Source organism: Streptomyces sp. NBC_00076 (assembly GCF_045041235.1).
GTDB lineage: Bacteria > Actinomycetota > Actinomycetes > Streptomycetales > Streptomycetaceae > Streptomyces.
In genome coordinates this window covers 1,274,284-1,293,497 of sequence record NZ_CP108242.1, presented here as the reverse complement: position 1 = coordinate 1,293,497, position 19,214 = coordinate 1,274,284, and the positions used below count along the sequence as shown (strand labels likewise).

Here is a 19,214-nt window from a genome sequence, read left to right as displayed (position 1 = left end):
GACACCAGGGAGCAAGTCACCCGCCAGTAGGTTCCGAGGGGCTTGGGTCTGCCGTTTCCTGTTGCTGATGGGCCTCGTTGGGCTGATCGGGTGAGTGTCCGAAGGGTCGACGGCAAGGGGTGGGTGTGCGTCAGGAGTGGTCGCCGGAAGACGTGGTGGCGTGCTGGACGCTGGTGGATGGCGACTGGGACCTGGTGGCCAACAAGTCCGGCCCGACCAGGCTCGGTTTCTGCCTGATGCTCGAGTTCTTCGAGATGGAGGGCCGGTTCCCGGAGTTCGTCGAGGAGTTCCCGCAGCCCGCTGTCCAGTACGTCGCCGGTCTGGTCAAGGTGCCGGCGGCCGAACTCGCGAAGTACGACCTGGCGGGCGCGAAGCGGCACCGGAAGCAGATCCGCGAGGCACTGGGGTTCCGGCCGTCGACTGTGGCGGACGAGGAACGGCTGGCGGAGTGGCTGTCGACGGAGGTCTGCCCGGTCTATCTGGTCGAGGACCGGCAGCGGGAGGCCCTGCTGGTGCAGTGCCGCGTTGAGCGGATCGAGCCGCCGGGGCGGACTCGTGTTGAGAAGGTGCTGGTGGCGGCCCGCAACCGGTGGGAGCGGGCGTTCTGTACGCGGACCATCGAGCGCCTGGGCGACGTGGGCACGGCCCGCCTGCTGGCGCTGGTGGCGGAGGGCAGGGAGGACGGTGCCGCTCTGCTGGCCGCGCTCAAGCGTGACCCGGGCGCGGTCGGTTTGGACTCGCTGCTGGCCGAGATCACCAAGCTGAACGACGTGCGCAGACTCTGCCTTCCCGAGGGGTTGTTCGTGGACTGCTCGGAGAAGATGGTGGCTGCGTGGCGGGCGCGGGCGATCAAGATGTACCCCTCTGATTTCCGCGACACCGCCGAGGACGTACGGATCACGCTGCTCGCGGCGCTGTACTCCTCCCGCCAGGCGGAGATCACGGACGCGCTGGTGGAGCTGTTGGTGGCTCTGGTCCACAAGATCAACGCGCGGGCCGAGCGGCGGGTGGAGAGGCAGCTGACGGCGGAGCTGAAGAAGGTCCGCGGCAAGGAGGGCATCCTCTTCAAGCTCGCCGACGCGGAGGTCGACGGCAAGACCCGTTCTATGACACCGCCGACGAGGTGCCGATGGACGGCGTCGTACGCAAGGACTGGCGTGAGGCGGTCGTGGACGACAAGGGGAAGACCGAACGCATCCCGTACGAGCCGTGCGAGTTGGTCGCGCTGCGGGACGCGATCCGGCGCCGCGAAATCTACGTCGAGGGCGCGATGCGGTGGCGCAACCCGGAGGACGACCTGCCCGGCGACTTCGAGGCCACGCGCACCGTGCACTATGCCGCGATCCGCCAGCCCGAGGAACCCAAGGAGTTCATCACGGACCTGGAGCGGCGCATGACGGACGGCCTGGACCGGCTGAGTACCGCTCTGGCGGACGGCTCGGCGGGTGGGGTGCAGGTCACCACCCGCAAGGGCGAGCCGTGGATCACCGTGCCAAGCTGGAGAAGCTGGACGAGCCCACCGGCCTGGCGGCCCTGAAGGAGGAGGTCGTACGCCGCTGGGGCGTCCTCGACCTCCTGGACGTGCTGAAGAACGCCGACTTCACGACCGGCTTCACCGACGAGTTCGCCTCCGTTGCTGCGTACGGGCGCATCGACCGTGCCACTCTCCAGCGCCGTCTGTTGCTCGCGCTGTTCGCGCTGGACACGAACATGGGCATCCGCGCGATCGTGGCGACCGGCGAGCACGGGGAGACCGAGGCCGGCGCTGCGGCACATTCGCCGGCGATTCATCACCGTCGACAACCTGCGGGCCGCCGTCACCACACTGGTGAACGCCACCTTCGCCGCCCGCAATGCCGTGTGGTGGGGCCGTGGCACGGCGTGCGCCTCGGACTCGAAGAAGTTCGGCTCGTGGTCCTCGAACGAGGGCCTGCTGCGGCACTGCACGGACGCCGAGATCGAGTCCAACTACGTGGACACGCACGGCGCGAGCGTGGTCGGGTTCGCCTTCACCGAGCTGCTCAACTTCCGCCTGCTGCCGAGACTGAAGAACATCGGCAGCATCCGCCTGTACCGCCCGGACGACGACCCGCCCGGCTGGCCCTCGCTCGGCGGCTCGCTGACCCGGCCGATCCGCTGGAACCTGATCGAGCAGCAGTACGACCAGATGGTCAAGTACGCCACCGCACTGCGCCTGGGCACCGCCGAGGCCGAGCAGGTGCTGCGGCGCTTCACCCGCGGCGGCCCCAAGCACCCCACCTACGCCGCGCTCGAAGAACTCGGCCGTGCCGTACGCACGATCTTCGCCTGCGACTACCTCGCCAGCCCGGCCCTGCGCCGCGAGATCCACGGCGGTCTCCAGATGGTGGAGAACTCTGCGGCTTCAGCAGGTCCTCGCCGAACCGGCCTGGGCACAGAAGCTGACCGACGAGGACCGGCGCGGCCTGACCGCGCTGTTCTGGTCGAACATCAACCCGTACGGCACCTTCCGCCTCGACATGGACAAAAACGGCTCGACCTGGGCCTTACGAACGACGTGGTACCTCTGCCTCGAACCGCCGAAGGCTCCCCGGTAGCACGGAGCTGACTGCTTGTGCAGTCGAAGGGGCTTCGAGAGAGGACCCTTATTCCCACCTTCTACACCCCCGCACAAGCCGATCTGCGGGGTACGAAACTCCTCGCAGACAGCGGTGTACTCGGCTGCGTGGCCGGTTACGCCTGCTGGGAGTCCAGCTGTGCCAGGAGTCGCGCCTTGCCCGATCGGTTCAGCCAGGTGTCGAAGTCCATGAGGTCGGGGAGGGCCTTGCGTACGGGTGCGAGGTCGATGTCGTAGAAGGTTTCGTTCGCCCAGGTCATCACCTTCGCGACCTCGGGGGCGTGCTCCCACAGCACCCCGAGCGGAATCTGTGTGCGGGGGACGGTTCGGTCGGCGGCCTTGCCCAGCGCGTCGGCGATCTGTGGGGCCGTCAGCCGGTCACCGGCGATCTCCATTGTCCGGCCCACGTAGGTGTCCGGATCCGCGAGGGCCAGCGCGGCGAAGGCACCGACATCGTCGATGGCGATGAGGTTCATGACCATTTCGTCGTGCCAGGGCACGTTGAGTGAGCCGTTCTGGAAGAACCGTGCCGGGCTGGTGAAGTCCTCCATGAACCCGGCGGGACGCAGGATTGTCGAGGGCAGGCCCAGCTCGTGGATGTGCTGCTCGATCTGCCACTTGTCGATGGGGCCCCAGCCGTGCTCGACGTAGAAGCGGTTCTGCTGCTCCATGCCGCCGACTGAGGAGTACACCAGGTGCTGCACGCCCGCGGCCTTGGCGGCGTCCGCGATGTTCGTTGCCTGGGTGATCTCGTTGGGGTTGTCGGACTGGACGCTGTAGACGCCGTACGCGCCGCGTATCGCCGCGTCGAGGGAGGCGCGGTCGTCGAGGTTCCCGCGGACGAGTTCGGCGCCGGCGGCGGCGAGTTGGGCGGCGGCCGGAGTGGTCTCGTCGCGGACGAGGGCGCGGACGCGCCAGCCGGCGGCGAGCAGATGGCGGGCGGTCGCCCCGCCCTGGTTCCCGGTGGCGCCGGTGACGAGAACGGTCTTGTCGTACGTGTCCATGGCGGTCTCCTTGTACGTCTGACCCTCGAGAAGATATCTGCACTTGATGCAAGTTTGCATCGAGTGCGAACTTGCTGTCAATGCGGTAATCTGCGTGCCATGGTCAGACCCGAGCGCAAAACCCCACAGCCCTCCTTGCGTGAACGGAAGCAGGCGCGCACCCGCCAGGCGCTGATCGACGCGGCGGCGGAACTGTTCGAACGCCAGGGGTACGACGAGACGACCGTCGCGGAAATCGCGGCGGCGGCGGAGATCGGCACCCGGACCTTCTTCGGGTACTTCGCCGGCAAGGAGGACATCCTCTTCCCCGACAGCGACGCGAGGGCCCGGGCCACGATCGCGGCGATCGCCGACCGCGACCCGGCCGACGGTCCGGTGGACGTGCTGCTGCGGGCACTCGACACCATCGCCGAGAGCGACGCCGACATGGTGAGCCCGATGGCCGCCGTGCGGATGCGGCTGTTCCACACCGTCCCGGCGGTGCGGGGCAAGGCGCTGCAGGTCCAGCTCGCGGCCCAGCGGGAGATCGCCCAGGAGCTGCACGTAGCGTTCCCCGACGAGTTGGACCGGGTGAGCGCGGCGGCGCTCGCCGGGGCCCTAACGGGAGCGGTGAGTGGGGCACTCGACGCACTCATGGACGAGGAGGGCACCGACGGTGCGGACGCCGAGCACTTGCGGACGCGGGTGCGGCAGGTGACGGAACTGGCACTGCAGCCGTGGCGTCAGGCCGCCGGGGAGTAGTCCGGGAGCAGGCGGGGGCCCTTGGCCCGGGTGAGGCGTTCGACCGCGCCGATCGCGTTCATCAGCGGGAGGCGGGCGAAGACGTCGCGCACGCACCGGCCGCCGGCGGTCTTGGGGACCAGGAGGCGGACGTTGGGGCCGATCTGCTGCTTCTTCTCGACCAGCCGGCGATGGACGGTGTTGTAGCGGACGAAGGCAATGCGGTGGTCGCCGCCGACGGCGGCGAGTTCCCCGGCGAGCCGGTAGGCGCCGACCAAGGCGAGCTCGGCGCCCGCGCCTGAAGCCGGCGAGGCGCACCAGGCGGCGTCACCAACGAGCGCGATCCGTCCGCTGGACCATGAGTCCATCCGGACCTGCCCCAGGGCGTCGAAGTAGAAGTCCGGGTCGGCCAGCGCCGATTCGAGCAGTTCCCGGGTCCGCCAGGACGTGTCGTCGGCGAACCGCTCGCCGATCAGGCGCTTGTGCTCGGCGATGTCGCGGTGGTCGTAGTCCAGAGACGTGGAACGGAACATGAAGTACGCCTTGGCCTGGGCGTGGTTGCCGGAGCGATAGATACCGGTCATCGCGCCCGGGGTGTTGAACATCGTCACCCACCGGTCCTCGCCGAGCGAGGCGTCGGCGTTGGCGAAGGCGAAGTAGTGGTCCTTGAAGTCGATGAACTGCTCTTCGGGGCCGAAGGCGAGTCGGCGGACAGTGGAGTGCATGCCGTCGGCGCCGATGACCAGGTCGAAGCGGCGGGTGGGCGCGTGCTCGAAGGTGACCGTCACGCCGTCGTCGTCCTGCTCCAAGCCGCGGACGGAGTCGCCGAACAGGTACTCGGCGTCGGTCACCTGGTGCAGCAGCGCGACCAGGTCGCCGCGCATGATCTCGATGGAGGCAGGGTCCCGGGTGTCGATGCGGGCGACGGCCCGGTCGGCGGTGTCGACGAACTTCATGCCCTGGACATCGGTGGCAAGTTCACGGATCCGCGGCATGATCCCCATCCGTTCGGCGACCTCGACGGCTTGGTCCCGCACGTCCACCCCGTTGCCTCCGGCGCGAAGGCCGGGGGCCCGCTCGACCACGGTGGGGTGGAAGCCGTGCCGGGCCAGCCAGTGCGCCAGGGTCAGGCCGGCGATGCTCGCGCCCGAGATCAGGATGCGCTCGTTCATGGGGCTCTCCCTCGCGGTAAGCTAACTGAAATGCACGTTCCAGTTGATTATGTGGAAGAGGCGTTTCAGTTGTCAACACCCGAAGAAACCGGACGCGGCCGCAGGGCGGATGCCGTGCGCAACAGGCAGCTCGCCCTTCAGGCGGCCACCCAGCTGCTGGCCGAGCCGGGCGGCACCCTCACGGTCGAGGCCATCGCGAAGAAGGCCGGCCTGGGGGCCGCGACCGTGGTGCGGGCGTTCGGCGGCAAGGAGGCCCTGCTCGACGCCGCAGTTGCCGGCCTGCTTGCCCCGGTGGTCGACCGCGCCGGGCAATTGCTGGAGCAGGCCGGACCAGAGCAGGCCCTGCGCACCTTCCTGGCCGAGCTGATCGCGTTCCAGTCCGCGCACCACGCCATCAGCCGCCAACTCGACGGCCTGGAGGCACCCTCCACGACGGCCCTGCGCCAGCAGTTGGTGAGCGCCGTGGAGGAGATGATCGTCGGGGCGCGCCGGGACGGCGCGATCCGCACCGACCTCGACACTGGCGACCTCGTCACCCTCGTCGGTCGGACCGCCTTCGCGATCGCGCAGGGGCAGCCCGTGTCCGAAGAGATCGTGCATGCCTACCTCGCCGTCCTGATGGACGGGCTCCGCCCCCAATCGCCCGGCCCTGGCAGCAAAGAGGGTCCGCGGTCGCAGCGCACCTCATGACTTGCCGTCCGCAGTCATGGGCCCGATCCGCCGCACTCAGCCAAGGCGACGATCCATGGATCGCCATACCGAAGACCGGGCGGCATGGCGGTGAGTGTCGGCAAACGATCGTCTGCCGACACTCGCACCCGTGATCACGAACCCGCAGGTGGGAACTGTCGACAACGCGCGACGGAAATCAACGTCGGTGAACGGTCGTCGAGGTAGTTTCCGACAATACTTCTTGGCTACTGCCGCACTTCGACAGCCGACCAGAACCCCGACCACCAGATCGACGCGCTTCTCCGCAACGGCGTCGACCGCGACAACATCCATGTCGATGTCGCCAGCGGCGCGAAAGCCTCCCGCCCCAAGCTCGACCTGTCATGCAACTGGTGCGCGAGGGCGACACCTTGAAGGTCACCCGGCTCGACCGGCTCTCCCGTTCCGTCCTACACCTGGTCACCCTCGGTGCCGACCTGCGCGCGCGGGATCGGCCTGCACGTCATCGAGCAGGGCATCGACACCTCCACCATGGAAGGCCGCGCCATGTTCGGGATACTCAGCGTGCTTGCGGAACTCCAGAGAGAGCTGATCGTGGCGAACACGAACGATGGGCTTGCCTCCGCGCGGGCCCGCGGCCGCGTCGGCGGGCGCCGGCCGAAGCTCACAGCAGACCAGGCCGGTCGCCGCGGCGAAGACTTGAAAGCTACCGGCGGGTTACTTGCTCCCTGGTGTCCGAGCTAGGACTACAGGGCTGTGACCGGAGGTATGGCTTCCGCCACTGCCTCGGCCGGCCCCGCTCTGGTCGACTCGGCGGATGCGAAGAAACACAGTGGGCCGCGCGGCCCTGGCGACCCTGGCGTCCGGGATCCTCCTCACCCTCGCCGGATGCGGCGAGAGTGGACGGTGACGGGACCGGGCCCGCCGCCGACCCGAGCGCGCTGAGCACTCCTGCCGCTCCCGTGTCGTCGGCGCAGCCGACGCGTCGCGTCAGCGCAGAGTTGCGGCGGCTGGAGGACACGGCCTGCGGTACGACGCCCCGGCCGCCGGCCAGGAAATCCTCCTCGCCGTCCGCCACGGGAGCGATGGACCGGCCCCCGAACTACGCCGACAACCACGCCTACCGGCGGACGCTGCCCCTCAAGGGCCTGGCCGACTGCCGGGGCGAGGTCCACGCCCGACGGCTGACCGAGAACCTCCGGGAGGTCCCCGTGGACAGGGCGCGGGTTGACACCGAACTGTCCCGCCTCGGCTACGGCGACAAGGTCGAGCGGTTCCAGTCCGTGGACGGCACGGTTCACTTCGTCATCGGCCTGGACGGCGTGTGTGTCGCGGGCACACTGATGCCGAAGCGGAACATGATCGAGGCCCACGGACCCTACCTGGAGGGCGGCTGCGTCCAACCCGCCCCCGGCCACTGAGACGGGCCGTACGGGTTCCCCCCCGACGAGCCCGTACCGGACGGGTCGCCGCTCAGTCGGTCACCAGCACCACTTCCAGCGTGCGCGGCCCGTGCACCCCCTCCACCCGGTCCAGCTCGATGTCGCTGGTCGCCGACGGGCCGGAGATCCAGGTCAACGGGCGGGCCGGGTCGAGGCGTTCGAGGCCCTGGGGCACTGAGGAGACGACCTGCTCGGGTACCCGTACGACACAGATGTGGTGGTCGGGGACGAGGGTGATGCGGCGGCGACCCTGGTCGGGGGAGCCGTCCAGGACGATGGTGCCGGTCTCGGCGACCGCCACCGCACACGCGGTCACCACGCTGTCCACCCGGTCCAGTTCGTACGGAGTGCTCTCCGCCCGGTCGGGGATCCGCTCGGCCTCCGTCTGCGCGAGCCACTCCGGCTCCAGACCCGGCGGCACGACCACGGACGTCGAGCCCCGCGCGGCCAGCATCCCGGCGATCGTCGCCGCCAGGTCCGCGGCACCGCAGCGGTGCACGATCGCCCGGTAGTCCGCCAGGTTCTCGGCCAGCAGATCCACGGTCTGCTCGACGCTCCGGTCGCCGTGCTCACGCACGTAGTCGCGCGCGACCGCCTGCTGATACGGCGTGTCGTCCGACGGTACGTCCGCGAGCGCGCGTCGCACCCGGCCCAGGATCCGATCCCTGCTGCTCACTTCGCGTTGTCCTTTCCGCCGTTCGTGCGCTGCCACCAGTCGCGGAACGGCTCCGCCGGCACCGGCGGCAGGTCCCGGGTGCCGCTCCACGCGCTGCCGGGGCCGGGCAGGGTGCGGGGATGGAAGCGACGAGTGCGTGACGCGAGCCGCTGGCCGGTGCGCAACGCCCCCGGGCGCGAGAACGCCCACCGTGCCGCGCGCATCGCCGCCCGCTCGGCGGCGTGCCCCTTGGCCGGCTTGAGGACCACCTTGTTGCCCTCCCGTGTCACCTGGCCGCCCTCCACGACCCGCTCCCGCAGATGCACCAGCACCTCGGGAATGTCGATCGCCACCGGACACACCTCGTAACAGGCCCCGCACAGCGACGAGGCGTACGGCAGGGAGGCGTCGATCGCGCTTCCCGTACCCCGCAGCTGGGGGCTCAGGATGGCGCCGATCGGACCCGGGTAGACCGAGCCGTAGGCGTGCCCGCCGGCCCGCTCGTACACCGGGCACACGTTCAGGCACGCCGAGCAGCGGATGCAGCGCAGGGCCTGGCGGCCGACCTCGTCGGCGAGGGTGTCGGTGCGGCCGTTGTCGAGGAGGACCAGGTGGAAGGTCCGCGGTCCGTCAGCGGTCTCGGAGTTCGTCGTGCCGGTCCACGTGGACGTGTACGGGTTCATGCGCTCGGCCGTCGAGGAGCGGGGGAGGGTCTGCAGGAAGACCTCCAGGTCCCGCCAGGTCGGCACGATCTTCTCGATGCCGACGACCGAGATCAGCGTCTCGGGCAGGGTCAGGCACATCCGCCCGTTGCCCTCGGACTCCACGACCACCAGCGTGCCGGTCTCGGCGACCATGAAGTTGGCGCCGGAGACGCCGACCTTGGCGCGCAGGAACTTCTCCCGCAGGTGCAGCCGGGCCGCCTCGGCGAGTTCGGCGGGCGTGTCGGTCAGGCCCTCGGGCGCCGGACGCCCCCACTCGCTCATCTCGCGCGCGAAGATGTCCCGGATCTCACCCCGGTTGCGGTGGATCGCGGGGACGAGGATGTGCGAGGGCCGGTCCTTGCCCAACTGCACGATCAGCTCGGCGAGATCGGTCTCGTAGGCGCGGATGCCCGCGGCCTCCAGGGCCTCGTTGAGGCCGATCTCCTGCGTGGCCATCGACTTGACCTTGACGACCTCCGACTCGCCCGTCTCCTGGACGAGTTCGGTGACGATCCGGTTGGCCTCGGCTGCGTCGGCGGCCCAGTGGACCGTGCCGCCCGCGGCCGTCACCGCCTCCTCCAGCTGCACCAGATAGCGGTCCAGATGGCGCAGCGTGTGGTCCTTGATCTGCTTGCCCGCCTCCCGCAGCGCGGACCAGTCGGACACCTCGGCCACGGCCTTCTCGCGCTTGGCGCGGATGGTGTGTGTGGCGTGGCGCAGATTGCCGCGCAGGGTCTGGTTCCCGACCGCCTCGTGCGCGGCCTCCGGGAACGCCGGCTGGGTGGTCGGGGAAAACACTGGCATTCCTACGAACGTGCCGCTCATGCCGCCGGTTCCTCCTCCGTGCTCGCCAGGATCTCCGCGATGTGCACCGGCCGCATACCCGTCCGCAGCCGGGTCATCGTCCCGCCGAGGTGCATCAGACAGGAGTTGTCGGCCGCGCACAGCACCTCGGCGCCCGTCGACTCGGCGTTGCGCACCTTGTCCGCGCCCATCGCCGCCGAGACATCCGGGTTCTTCAGCGCGAACGTACCGCCGAAGCCGCAGCACTCGTCGGCACCCGGCAACTCGACCAGGTCCAGCCCCTTCACGGACTGCAGCAGCCGCCGGGGCCGGTCACCGAGTCCGAGCCCGCGCAGGCCGTGGCAGGTCGGGTGGTACGTCACCGTGTGCGGGTAGTACGCGCCGACGTCCGTCACCCCCAGTACGTCCACCAGGAACTCCGTGAGCTCGTACGTCTTCGGCACCACCGGCGCCAGGGTGGCCGCGAGGGTGTCCCCGCGCCCCTCGGCCCGGGCCCGCTCACCCATCCGCGGATACAGCTCCCGCACCATTGCCCCGCACGACCCGGACGGTGTCACGATCGCCTCGTAGTCCCGGAAGACATCGGAGAAATGCCGGGCCAGTGGCTCCGCCTCATGCCGGTACCCGGTGTTGTAGTGCGCCTGCCCGCAGCAGGTCTGGGCCATCGGGAAGTCGACCTCGACGCCCAATCTGGTCAGCAGTTTCACCACGGCGCGCCCGGTGTCCGGATACAGCGTGTCGTTGACGCAGGTCAGGAACAGGGCGACACGCATCGCGGCTCCTTGTGGTCGGTCATCGGATGGGTGAAGCCTAGTCCGGGCCGGGATCCCGGGGGAGACCCGGTCACCCCTTGGCGAGCCGGGCCTGTGCCTCGCGCCACCGGGCCGCGTCGCCCCGGGGCTCGTAGCGGGTCAGCGGCTGGGTGCGGACGAGCAGCTCGCGCATCCCCGCCAGGTCGCCCACGAACCCGTGGGCCCGGGCCTGCACCAGCACGTTCCCCAGGGCCGCCGCCTCCGTCGGACCCGCGACCACCGGCAGCCCGCAGGCGTCGGCGGTCAGCTGGCACAGCAGTGCGTTGCGGGTGCCGCCGCCCACGATGTGCACGACGTCGACCGGATGGTCGGCCAGCCGCTGCGCGTCCGCCACGGCCCGGCGATGGGCCAGGGCGAGGGAGTCGAGGATGCAGCGGGTGATCTCGGCGGGGGACGCGGGCACCGGCTGCCCCGAGACGCGGCACGCCTCGGCGATCCGCTCCGGCATCCGGCCCGGCGCCAGGAACGCCTCGTCCCCCGCGTCCACCACGAACCGCAGCGCCGGCACCTTGGCGGCGTCGAGGAGCAGCGCTCCCAGATCGGTCTCCCCCCAGGCCCGTACGCACTCCTGGAGCAGCCACAGGCCCATGATGTTGCGCAGATACCGGACCGTGCCGTCCAGCCCCAACTCGTTGGTGAAGTTGGCCAGTCGGCTCTTCTCGCTCAGCACCGGCGCGGCCAGCTCCAGGCCGGCCAGGGACCAGGTGCCGGTGCAGATGTACGCGAACCGCTCGCCGCCCGCCGGGACGGCCGCGACCGCGGACGCGGTGTCGTGCGACCCGACAGCCGTGACCGGCACCGGACCGCTGAACCCGACCTCCTCCAGCACTTGGGGCCGCAGCACGCCCGCCGGGTCACCGGGCTGTCGCAGCGGCGCGAACAGGCCGAGGTCGATGCCGAGACGGGAGGCGATGTCGTACGACCACTCGCGCGTGCGGGGGTCGATCAGCTGGGTGGTCGACGCGTTGGTCAGTTCGGTGCCCTGCTCGCCCGTCAGCCAGTAGGTCAGCAGGTCGGGGATGAGCAACAGCCTCCTGGCGTGCGCAAGTTGGTCAGACGAGCGGGCCGCCGTCAGCTGGTAGAGGGTGTTGAAGGGGGCGTACTGCAGGCCGGTCGCCGCGTACAGCTCGGGAGCGGGCACGGTCGCCCACACCTTCTCCGCGACCCCCTCGGTCCGGGAGTCCCGGTAGTGCACAGGGTTGCCGAGCAGCGCCCCGTCGGCGTCGAGGAGGCCGTAGTCCACGGCCCAGCTGTCGATGCCGAGGGAGTCGAGCCGTCCACCGCAGTGGGCTCCCGCCGCGCGCAGCCCGTCCAGGACGCCCCCGTACAGCCCGAGCACGTCCCAGCGCAGCCCCTCCGGCACCCGGAGGGGCCGGTTGGGGAAGCGGTGCGCCTCGGTCAGCTCCAGGCTGTCGGGGCCGACGCGGCCGACCATGACACGTCCGCTGGACGCGCCGAGGTCGACCGCGGCGTACGACTTCACGCTCGCGCTCATCGCAGGAAGGCGGCCGCGACGCCGGCGTCGACCGGGACGTGCAGCCCGGTGGTGTGCGTCAGCTCCCCGCCGGTCAGCGCGAAGACCGCGTTGGCCACGTGGTCGGGCAGCACCTCGCGCTTGAGGATGGTCCGCTGGGCGTAGAACTCGCCCAGCTTCTCCTCCGGCACGCCGTACACGGCCGCACGCTTGGCTCCCCAGCCGCCCGCGAAGATGCCCGAGCCGCGCACCACACCGTCCGGGTTGACCCCGTTGACGCGGATGCCGTGCTCGCCCAGCTCGGCGGCCAGCAGCCGCACCTGGTGGGCCTGGTCGGCCTTGGTCGCCGAGTAGGCGATGTTGTTGGGCCCGGCGAACACGGCGTTCTTCGAGGCGATGTAGACGATGTCACCGCCGAGCTCCTGCGCGATCATCACCCGGGCCGCCTCGCGCGAGACCAGGAAGGAACCGCGCGCCATGATGTCGTGCTGGAGGTCCCAGTCCTTCGCCGAGGTCTCGAGGAGCGGCTTGGAGATGGAGATGCCGGCGTTGTTCACCACGAGGTCGACGCCCCCGAAGGCCAGCGCCGCCGCCTTGAACGCGTCGGCGATCTGCTCCTCGGAGGTGACGTCCACGGTCACCGCGACGGCCTTGTCGCTCCCGCCGAGATCCTCGGCGACCTGAGCGGCGTTCTGGGCGTCGAGGTCCGCGACCACCACACACGCGCCCTCGGCGACCAGCCGCTGCGCGATCGCCTTCCCGATCCCGCTGCCCGCACCCGTGACCAGCGCGACGCGCGTCGCGAGCGGCTTGGGCTTCGGCATCCGCTGGAGCTTGGCCTCCTCGAGGGCCCAGTACTCGATACGGAACTTCTCCGACTCCTCGATCGGCGCGTACGTCGAGACCGCCTCGGCCCCGCGCATCACGTTGATCGCGTTGACGTAGAACTCGCCGGCCACCCGGGCGGTCTGCTTGTCCTTGCCGAAGGAGAACATGCCGACGCCCGGGACCAGCACGATCGCCGGGTCGGCGCCGCGCATCGCGGGGGAGTCGGGCTCGGCGTGCCGCTGGTAGTACGCCGCGTACTCCTCGCGGTACTCGGCGTGCAGCTCCTTCAGCCGGGCGATCGCCTCGTCGAGCGGGGCCGTCGGCGGCAGGTCCAGGACCAGCGGGCGGACCTTGGTGCGCAGGAAGTGGTCGGGGCAGGAGGTGCCGAGCGCGGCGAGCCGCGGATGCTCGGCGGCGGCCAGGAAGTCGAGCACCACGTCGGAGTCGGTGAAGTGCCCGACCTGCGGCCTGTCCTGGGACGCCACGGCGCGGACGTACGGCGCCAGGGCCGCGGCCCGCTCCCGCCGCTCGCCCTCCGCGAGCGCCTCGTATCCGTCGATCACCGGACCGAACGGCTCGGGCCTGCCCCGCTCGGCCAGGAACGCCTCCGCGGTCCGGATGATGTGCAGCGAGTTGCGCTCGCACTCCTCGGACGTGTCACCCCACGCCGTGATCCCGTGCCCGCCGAGGACACAGCCGATCGCCTGCGGGTTGGCCTCCTTCACCGCCGCGATGTCCAGCCCGAGCTGGAAGCCGGGCCGCCGCCACGGCACCCACACCACCGTGTCGCCGAAACACTCCGCGGTGAGCTTCTCCCCGTCGGCGGCGCAGGCCAGCGCGATCCCCGAGTCCGGGTGCAGGTGGTCGACGTGCGCGGCCTCGACGAGGCCGTGCATGGCCGTGTCGATGGAGGGAGCGGCCCCGCCCTTGCCGTGCAGGCAGTAGTCGAACGCGGCGACCATCTCGTCCTCGCGTTCCACCCCCGGGTAGACGTCGACGAGCGCCCGCATCCGGTCCAGCCGCAGCACGGCCAGCCCGCCCTCGGTCAGGGTGCCGAGATCCCCACCGGACCCCTTCACCCACATCAGCTCGACGTCCCCGCCGGTCACGGGGTCGGTGTCGGTGCCCTTGGCGGACGTGTTGCCGCCGGCGTAGTTGGTGTTGCGGGGATCGGCGCCGAGCCGGTGGGACCGGGCGAGGAGAGCGGCGGCTTCGGGATGGGGTGCCATGTCTGTTCAGTCCTTCTTGACGAGGGTGTGGGTGAGCGCCCCTTCAGGGGCGCGGCTCTGTGTCAATGTGCGGGGTGAGCCCGGTCGCGGGCTGCGGGCCGCCCGGCGGACGCGAAAGGGCCGCTCACGCTCCCCAGCCGGCCTGCTCGCCACCGACCCGCTCCGCCACGATCTTCTCCGCCCACCCGGACCGCCGGTACGCGGCGATCGGGTCGGGGTCGAGCCCCATCTCCTCGCGGAGCGAGGCGAGCAGCGGCCGTACGTCCGTGTTGTACGCATCCATGATCACGGCGTTCGCCTCCAGCACGTCACCGGACCGCTGTGCCTTCGCCAGCGCCTCCCCGTCCACGAGGAGGGCCTTCGCGGTGGCCTCCTGGACGTTCATCACGGACCGGATGATCGCGGGGATCTTCGCCTCGATGTTGTGGCACTGGTCCAGCATGAACGCGACCTCGGACGAGAACCCGCCGCCGCGGACGACCTCGTACATGATCCGGAACAGCTGGAAGGGATCGGCGGCTCCGACCATGAGGTCGTCGTCCGCGTAGAACCGCGAGTTGAAGTCGAAGCCGCCCAGCTTCTCCTCGCGCAGCAGCGTGGCGACGATGAACTCGATGTTGGTGCCCGGGGCGTGGTGCCCGGTGTCGACCACGACCTGCGCCTTGTCGCCGAGCTTGAGACAGTGCGCGTACGCCGTGCCCCAGTCCGGCACGTCCGTCGCGTAGAAGGCGGGCTCGAAGAATTTGTACTCCAGCAGCATCCGCTGGTCGTCACCGAGTCGTTCGTACACCTCTGCCAGGCCCTCGGCGAGCCGGTCCTGGCGTCCCCGGAGGTCGTCCTGACCGGGATAGTTCGTCCCGTCGGCGAACCACAGCTTCAGGTCCCGCGAACCGGTGGCGTCCATGATGTCGACGCACTCCAGCAGGTGATCCAGTGCCTTGCGGCGCACCGCGGCGTCCGGGTGGCAGATGCTGCCGAGCTTGTAGTCGTCGTCCTGGAAGGTGTTCGAGTTGATCGCGCCGAGCCGCACCCCCCGGTCCTCGGCGTGCTTCGCCAGCTCTGCGTATCCGTCGGAGCCGTCGACCTTGTCCCAGGGAATGTGCAGGGCGACCGTGGGCGCCGCTCCGGTGAACTCGTGCACCTTCGCCGCGTCGTCCAGTTTCTCCTGCGGCGTCCGCGGAACGCCTTGCTGGGCGAACACCTTGAAGCGTGTGCCCGAGTTCCCGTACGCCCATGACGGCGTTTCGACTGCCTGGGTCCTGAGAGCGGACTTCACCGCGGCGAGCTCGGTCATCGGGGCTCCTCTGTATGAATCGATTCAGAGCGCGAAGCTATGGGGCGCCCGTAGGGGTGTCAAGGGGTACTGCACACCTCTTATACCGTGCCCTGACCGTGACCTTTGGCTATCGAAACTTTTTCGAGGCGGACCCATTGACGTGACATGCGCGGCGCGCCTAACGTCCCGGCAACCAAGTTGAAACCTTTCACGACGCTGTGACGGATTCCGCCGGCGTCGTCGAGGAGCCCCTCATGACCCACCCGTCCGAAGCGGGTCCGGCCCCGGTGTTGTCGCTCAAGGACGTCTCCAAGTCCTTCGGAGCGGTGCGCGCCCTGCGGGACGTGTCCCTGGAGCTGTTCCCCGGTGAGGTCCACGCCCTCGCCGGCGAGAACGGCGCGGGCAAGTCGACCCTCATCAAGACCCTCGCAGGGGTGCACCGACCGGACGCCGGTCAGGTGCTCCTCGACGGCGAGCCCGTCCAGTTCCACGGCCCCGGCGACGCCCGCGACGCGGGAATCGCCGTCATCTACCAGGAGCCCACGCTCTTCCCCGACCTGTCGATCGCCGAGAACATCTTCATGGGCCGCCAGCCGCGGCGCGCGCTCGGCCGGATCGACCACAAGGCCACGCACGCGGCGACCCTGGCCCTGATGCAGCGCCTCGGCGTCGAACTCGACCCCGACCGTCCCGCCCGCGGCCTGTCGATCGCCGACCAGCAGATCGTCGAGATCGCCAAGGCCCTCTCCTTCGACGCCCGCGTCCTGATCATGGACGAGCCGACCGCCGCCCTCACCGGCAGCGAGGTGGCCCGGCTGTTCGGCGTCGTGCGCACCCTGCGCGAGCAGGGATCGGCCGTGCTGTTCATCTCGCACCGACTGGAGGAGATCTTCCAGATCTGCCGGCGCGTCACCACCCTCCGCGACGGCGCCTGGATCTCCAGCGAGCCGATCGACGGCATGACCGAGGACGACCTCGTACGCCGCATGGTCGGTCGCGACCTCGAAGAGCTCTACCCCAAGCAGAACGTCGACGCCGGCGAAGTCGCGCTGAGCGTACGGCGGCTGACCCGCGAAGGCGTCTTCACCGATGTCTCCTTCGACGTCCGCCGCGGCGAGATCGTCGGCCTCGCCGGACTCGTCGGCGCCGGACGCACGGAGGTCGCCCGTGCCGTCTTCGGCGTCGACCGCTGGGACGCGGGGGAGGTCGAGATCGACGGCAGGAAGCTGACGAGCGGCGCGCCCTCCACGGCCATGGCCGCGGGCCTCGCCCTCGTGCCCGAGGACCGCCGCGCCCAGGGTCTGGTGATGGACATGTCCATCGAGCGCAACATCGGCCTGACCGGACTGCGCACGACGGTCAAGGCAGGTCTGATGGACCGCGGTGCCGAGCGCAGCCGCTCCCTCGACTGGGCCGTCAAGCTCCAGGTCAAGTACGCGCGGATCGCCGACACCGTCAACACGCTCTCCGGCGGCAACCAGCAGAAGGTCGTCCTCGCGAAGTGGCTCGCCACCGGCCCGAAGGTGCTGATCGTCGACGAGCCGACCCGCGGCATCGACGTCGGGACGAAGGCCGAGGTGCACAGGCTGCTGAGCCAGCTGGCCGCGGACGGTGTGGCCGTCCTGATGATCTCCTCCGACCTGCCCGAGATCCTCGGCATGGCCGACCGGGTCCTCGTGATGCACGAGGGCCGGCTCACCGCCGAGATCCCACGCTCCGACGCCACCGAGGAATCCGTCATGGCCGCAGCCACGGGGAGGGCAGCCGCGTGACGGTGACCGCTCCCAATCCCGCCCCCGCCGCCGAAGTGCCCAAGTCCAGCGGTACCCGGCTGGTGGACCGTGTCTTCAAGATGCGCGAACTCGCCATCCTGGCCGTCTTCCTGGTGATGATCGTCATCACCCAGATCGGCAACAGCGACTTCCTGTCCGAGCAGGGCATCAAGGACCTCCTGCTGAACGCGACCATCCTGGTGCTGGTCGCCACCGGCCAGTCGCTGGTCGTGATCACCCGGAACGTCGACCTGTCGGTCGGCTCGACGCTCGGCATCAGCGCCTTCGCGGCCGGTACGTATCTCCAGGGCGGCGGCAACTCCGTCGTGGCGATCGCCCTCGCGGTCCTGCTCGGCATCGGCTGCGGCATCGTGAACGGGCTGCTCGTCAGCCTCGGTCAGGTGCCCGCGCTGGTCGTCACCCTCGGCACGCTCTACATCATCCGCGGTGTCGACTCCATCTGGGTCGGCTCCCGGCAGATCACCGCGGCGGGCCTCCCGGACGGCTTCGTCGACTTCGGCTCCGACGGCATCTCCGCCGTGCCGTACCTGGCGCTGGTCGCGCTCGCGGTGCTCGTCGCCACGGCGTACTACCTCAAGCACTTCGGCAGCGGCCGCGAGCTGTACGCGCTCGGCTCCAACCCCGAGGCCGCCCGCCTCGCCGGCATCCCCGTGCGCAAGCGGATCCTGGCTGCGTACACCTTCTGCGGAGCCCTCGCGGGACTCGCGGGCGCGCTGTACCTCGCCCGGTTCGGCAACGTCGACTCCGGCACCGGCAACGGTTACGAACTCACCGTCGTCAGCGCGGTCGTGGTCGGTGGCGTCGTCTTCACCGGCGGCTCCGGCAGCGTCTACGGGGCCGCCCTCGGCGCCCTGCTCCTCACCTCCATCAACAGCGTGCTGCCCGCCCTCGGTGTCAGCTCGGTGTGGGTGCTGGCCATCAACGGCATCCTGCTCATCCTCGCCATCGCGGTCGACCGGATCGTCGCCCTGCGCGTGGCGACCGCACTGAAGAAGAGGAACGCCCGCCATGGCTGACTCCGCTCTCGCGCGCGCCGTCCGCTGGGACACGGTTGTAGGCGCCCTCCTCATCGTCGTCCTGCTGCTTTCCTTCTCCACCGTGGACGGCTTCGGCAACGCCCTCAATCTGTCGTTCCTGATCGGCAACACCCTGCCCATCGCCCTGATCGCCCTCCCGATGACCCTTCTCGTGGTGTCGGGCGAGATCGATCTGTCGGTCGCCTCCACGGCCGGTCTGTCCGGTGCGGTGATGGGCGCCCTGTGGAACGAGGGCATGACGATCGAGACGATCATCCCGGTCTGTCTGCTCCTGGGTGTGGTCTGCGGACTGATCAACGGACTGCTGGTGACCCGGCTCGGACTGCCGTCCCTCGCCGTCACCATCGGCACGATGGCCGCCTACCGGGGCATCGCGCAGATCGTGCTCGGCTCCGACGCGGTCACCGACTTCCCCACCCAGTACCTGGACTTCGCCTCCGGACGCATCGGCGACACGTTCATCCCCTACGCGCTCCTGCCCTTCCTCGTGCTGCTCGCGATCGGCGTGGTCGCCCTGCACGCCACCCCGTTCGGGCGGTCCCTGTTCGCGGTGGGCGCCAGTGAGGAGGCCGCCCGGTTCGCCGGTGTCCGCGTCAAGCGGCAGAAGCTGATCCTGTTCACCGTGACCGGCCTGATGGCCTCGCTCACCGGCATCTTCTGGGCCCTGCACTACGCCAGCGCCCGCTACGACAACGCCACCGGACTCGAACTCTCCGTCGTCGCGGCCGTCCTGCTCGGCGGCATCGACTTCGACGGTGGCAAGGGCACGCTGGGCGGCGCGATCGCGGGAGTCTTCCTGCTCGGCGCGCTGCAGAACGTGATGAGCCTCAAGGACGTCTCCGCCCAGTCGCAGATCGTCGTCACCGGCGTGCTGCTCGTCCTCTCCGTGCTCGGCCCCCGGGTCGCACGGCAGATCTCCGTCGCGAGGGCTGGACGCAGAGCCGCCTCGGCGCCGGTCCCCAAGGTGCCCGCCCCGACCTCGTAACCGCTTCGCTC

Annotated in this window: 17 protein-coding genes and 1 pseudogene; 10 read left to right on the top strand and 8 right to left on the bottom strand. The window is 70.0% G+C overall.

From position 1 onward, the window contains the following. Positions 1-125: 125 nt before the first annotated feature. The 3 genes from OHA64_RS05950 to OHA64_RS05940 all read left to right on the top strand — a co-directional run bounded on the left by OHA64_RS05950 (position 126) and on the right by OHA64_RS05940 (position 2,587). Positions 126-1,397, top strand: a complete 1,272-nt coding sequence (locus OHA64_RS05950) for a DUF4158 domain-containing protein (RefSeq protein WP_405608937.1) — start codon at positions 126-128, stop codon at positions 1,395-1,397. Then, the gene (locus OHA64_RS05945) at positions 1,394-1,537 is read left to right on the top strand and encodes a hypothetical protein (protein WP_405608934.1); all 144 of its coding nucleotides are present in this window, start codon (positions 1,394-1,396) and stop codon (positions 1,535-1,537) included. Before OHA64_RS05950 ends, OHA64_RS05945 begins: the two co-directional genes overlap by 4 nt. A 120-nt stretch (positions 1,538-1,657) precedes the next feature. Further along, a complete protein-coding gene (locus tag OHA64_RS05940) occupies positions 1,658-2,587 on the top strand; it encodes a Tn3 family transposase (protein ID WP_405608931.1) in 930 nt (309 codons plus the stop codon). 125 nt (positions 2,588-2,712) lie between these two features. On the opposite strand, the gene OHA64_RS05935 is transcribed toward OHA64_RS05940, so the two are convergent. Next, complete coding sequence (locus OHA64_RS05935) at positions 2,713-3,600, bottom strand: NmrA/HSCARG family protein (protein WP_405608928.1); 888 nt, start codon at positions 3,598-3,600, stop codon at positions 2,713-2,715. Positions 3,601-3,699: 99 nt separating this feature from the next. On the opposite strand from OHA64_RS05935, the gene OHA64_RS05930 reads away from it, so the two are divergent. Continuing rightward, positions 3,700-4,341, top strand: a complete 642-nt coding sequence (locus tag OHA64_RS05930) for a TetR/AcrR family transcriptional regulator (RefSeq protein WP_405608925.1) — start codon at positions 3,700-3,702, stop codon at positions 4,339-4,341. Here the strand turns inward: OHA64_RS05930 and OHA64_RS05925 are convergent. Continuing rightward, on the bottom strand, positions 4,323-5,492 hold the full coding sequence (locus tag OHA64_RS05925) for an FAD-dependent monooxygenase (protein WP_405608922.1): 1,170 nt from the start codon (positions 5,490-5,492) through the stop codon (positions 4,323-4,325). The genes OHA64_RS05930 and OHA64_RS05925 overlap by 19 nt on opposite strands. 114 nt (positions 5,493-5,606) lie before the next feature. Here OHA64_RS05925 and OHA64_RS05920 point away from each other — a divergent pair, with 114 nt between their 5' ends. From OHA64_RS05920 to OHA64_RS05910, 3 genes and pseudogenes are all read left to right on the top strand, one after another. After that, complete coding sequence (locus OHA64_RS05920) at positions 5,607-6,182, top strand: TetR/AcrR family transcriptional regulator (RefSeq protein ID WP_405608919.1); 576 nt, start codon at positions 5,607-5,609, stop codon at positions 6,180-6,182. A 216-nt stretch (positions 6,183-6,398) separates the two neighbouring features. Next, positions 6,399-6,908, top strand: a pseudogene (locus OHA64_RS05915) (recombinase family protein). A gap of 155 nt (positions 6,909-7,063) precedes the next feature. Then, entirely contained in the window at positions 7,064-7,585 is a 522-nt protein-coding gene (locus tag OHA64_RS05910; RefSeq protein ID WP_405608916.1) for a hypothetical protein, read from the top strand. Positions 7,586-7,637: 52 nt separating this feature from the next. Here the strand turns inward: OHA64_RS05910 and OHA64_RS05905 are convergent, their stop codons facing one another. The 6 genes from OHA64_RS05905 to rhaI all read right to left on the bottom strand — a co-directional run bounded on the left by OHA64_RS05905 (position 7,638) and on the right by rhaI (position 15,406). Then, positions 7,638-8,282 carry a lactate utilization protein C gene (locus tag OHA64_RS05905; RefSeq protein WP_405608913.1) on the bottom strand — a complete coding sequence of 215 codons (645 nt, stop codon included), beginning with the start codon at positions 8,280-8,282 and terminating at the stop codon, positions 7,638-7,640. Continuing rightward, a complete protein-coding gene (locus OHA64_RS05900; RefSeq protein ID WP_405608910.1) occupies positions 8,279-9,790 on the bottom strand; it encodes a LutB/LldF family L-lactate oxidation iron-sulfur protein in 1,512 nt (503 codons plus the stop codon). The genes OHA64_RS05905 and OHA64_RS05900 overlap by 4 nt, the downstream gene beginning before the upstream one ends. Then, positions 9,787-10,542 (bottom strand): (Fe-S)-binding protein, encoded by a 756-nt coding sequence (locus tag OHA64_RS05895; RefSeq protein WP_405608907.1) that lies wholly within the window; start codon positions 10,540-10,542, stop codon positions 9,787-9,789. The genes OHA64_RS05900 and OHA64_RS05895 overlap by 4 nt, the downstream gene beginning before the upstream one ends. A gap of 70 nt (positions 10,543-10,612) precedes the next feature. Further along, entirely contained in the window at positions 10,613-12,076 is a 1,464-nt protein-coding gene (locus OHA64_RS05890) for a rhamnulokinase family protein (protein WP_405608904.1), read from the bottom strand. Further along, positions 12,073-14,112 carry a bifunctional aldolase/short-chain dehydrogenase gene (locus tag OHA64_RS05885; protein WP_405608901.1) on the bottom strand — a complete coding sequence of 680 codons (2,040 nt, stop codon included), beginning with the start codon at positions 14,110-14,112 and terminating at the stop codon, positions 12,073-12,075. Before OHA64_RS05885 ends, OHA64_RS05890 begins: the two co-directional genes overlap by 4 nt. Positions 14,113-14,236: 124 nt before the next feature. Further along, a complete protein-coding gene (rhaI, locus tag OHA64_RS05880) occupies positions 14,237-15,406 on the bottom strand; it encodes an L-rhamnose isomerase (RefSeq protein ID WP_405608898.1) in 1,170 nt (389 codons plus the stop codon). 236 nt (positions 15,407-15,642) lie between these two features. Between rhaI and OHA64_RS05875 the strand changes: the two genes are divergently transcribed. Genes OHA64_RS05875 through OHA64_RS05865 form a run of 3 tightly spaced genes read left to right on the top strand, consistent with a single transcriptional unit; the run spans position 15,643 to position 19,203 of the window. Then, entirely contained in the window at positions 15,643-17,160 is a 1,518-nt protein-coding gene (locus OHA64_RS05875; RefSeq protein WP_405608895.1) for a sugar ABC transporter ATP-binding protein, read from the top strand. Further along, a complete protein-coding gene (locus OHA64_RS05870; RefSeq protein ID WP_405608892.1) occupies positions 17,157-18,197 on the top strand; it encodes an ABC transporter permease in 1,041 nt (346 codons plus the stop codon). Before OHA64_RS05875 ends, OHA64_RS05870 begins: the two co-directional genes overlap by 4 nt. Beyond that, positions 18,190-19,203, top strand: coding sequence for an ABC transporter permease (locus OHA64_RS05865; RefSeq protein ID WP_405608889.1), 1,014 nt, complete (start codon positions 18,190-18,192; stop codon positions 19,201-19,203). Before OHA64_RS05870 ends, OHA64_RS05865 begins: the two co-directional genes overlap by 8 nt. Positions 19,204-19,214 lie beyond the last annotated feature (11 nt).

Excerpts from the sequence above, each read along its gene's own strand:
- rhaI (WP_405608898.1), bottom strand. The coding sequence starts at position 15,406 with ATGACCGAGCTCGCCGCGGTGAAGTCCGCTCTCAGGACCCAGGCAGTC.
- OHA64_RS05930 (WP_405608925.1), top strand. The coding sequence starts at position 3,700 with ATGGTCAGACCCGAGCGCAAAACCCCACAGCCCTCCTTGCGTGAACGG.
- OHA64_RS05935 (WP_405608928.1), bottom strand. The coding sequence starts at position 3,600 with ATGGACACGTACGACAAGACCGTTCTCGTCACCGGCGCCACCGGGAAC.
- OHA64_RS05865 (WP_405608889.1), top strand. The coding sequence starts at position 18,190 with ATGGCTGACTCCGCTCTCGCGCGCGCCGTCCGCTGGGACACGGTTGTA.
- OHA64_RS05945 (WP_405608934.1), top strand. The coding sequence starts at position 1,394 with ATGACGGACGGCCTGGACCGGCTGAGTACCGCTCTGGCGGACGGCTCG.
- OHA64_RS05885 (WP_405608901.1), bottom strand. The coding sequence starts at position 14,112 with ATGGCACCCCATCCCGAAGCCGCCGCTCTCCTCGCCCGGTCCCACCGG.
- OHA64_RS05900 (WP_405608910.1), bottom strand. The coding sequence starts at position 9,790 with ATGAGCGGCACGTTCGTAGGAATGCCAGTGTTTTCCCCGACCACCCAG.
- OHA64_RS05875 (WP_405608895.1), top strand. The coding sequence starts at position 15,643 with ATGACCCACCCGTCCGAAGCGGGTCCGGCCCCGGTGTTGTCGCTCAAG.
- OHA64_RS05895 (WP_405608907.1), bottom strand. The coding sequence starts at position 10,542 with ATGCGTGTCGCCCTGTTCCTGACCTGCGTCAACGACACGCTGTATCCG.
- OHA64_RS05925 (WP_405608922.1), bottom strand. The coding sequence starts at position 5,492 with ATGAACGAGCGCATCCTGATCTCGGGCGCGAGCATCGCCGGCCTGACC.
- OHA64_RS05890 (WP_405608904.1), bottom strand. The coding sequence starts at position 12,076 with ATGAGCGCGAGCGTGAAGTCGTACGCCGCGGTCGACCTCGGCGCGTCC.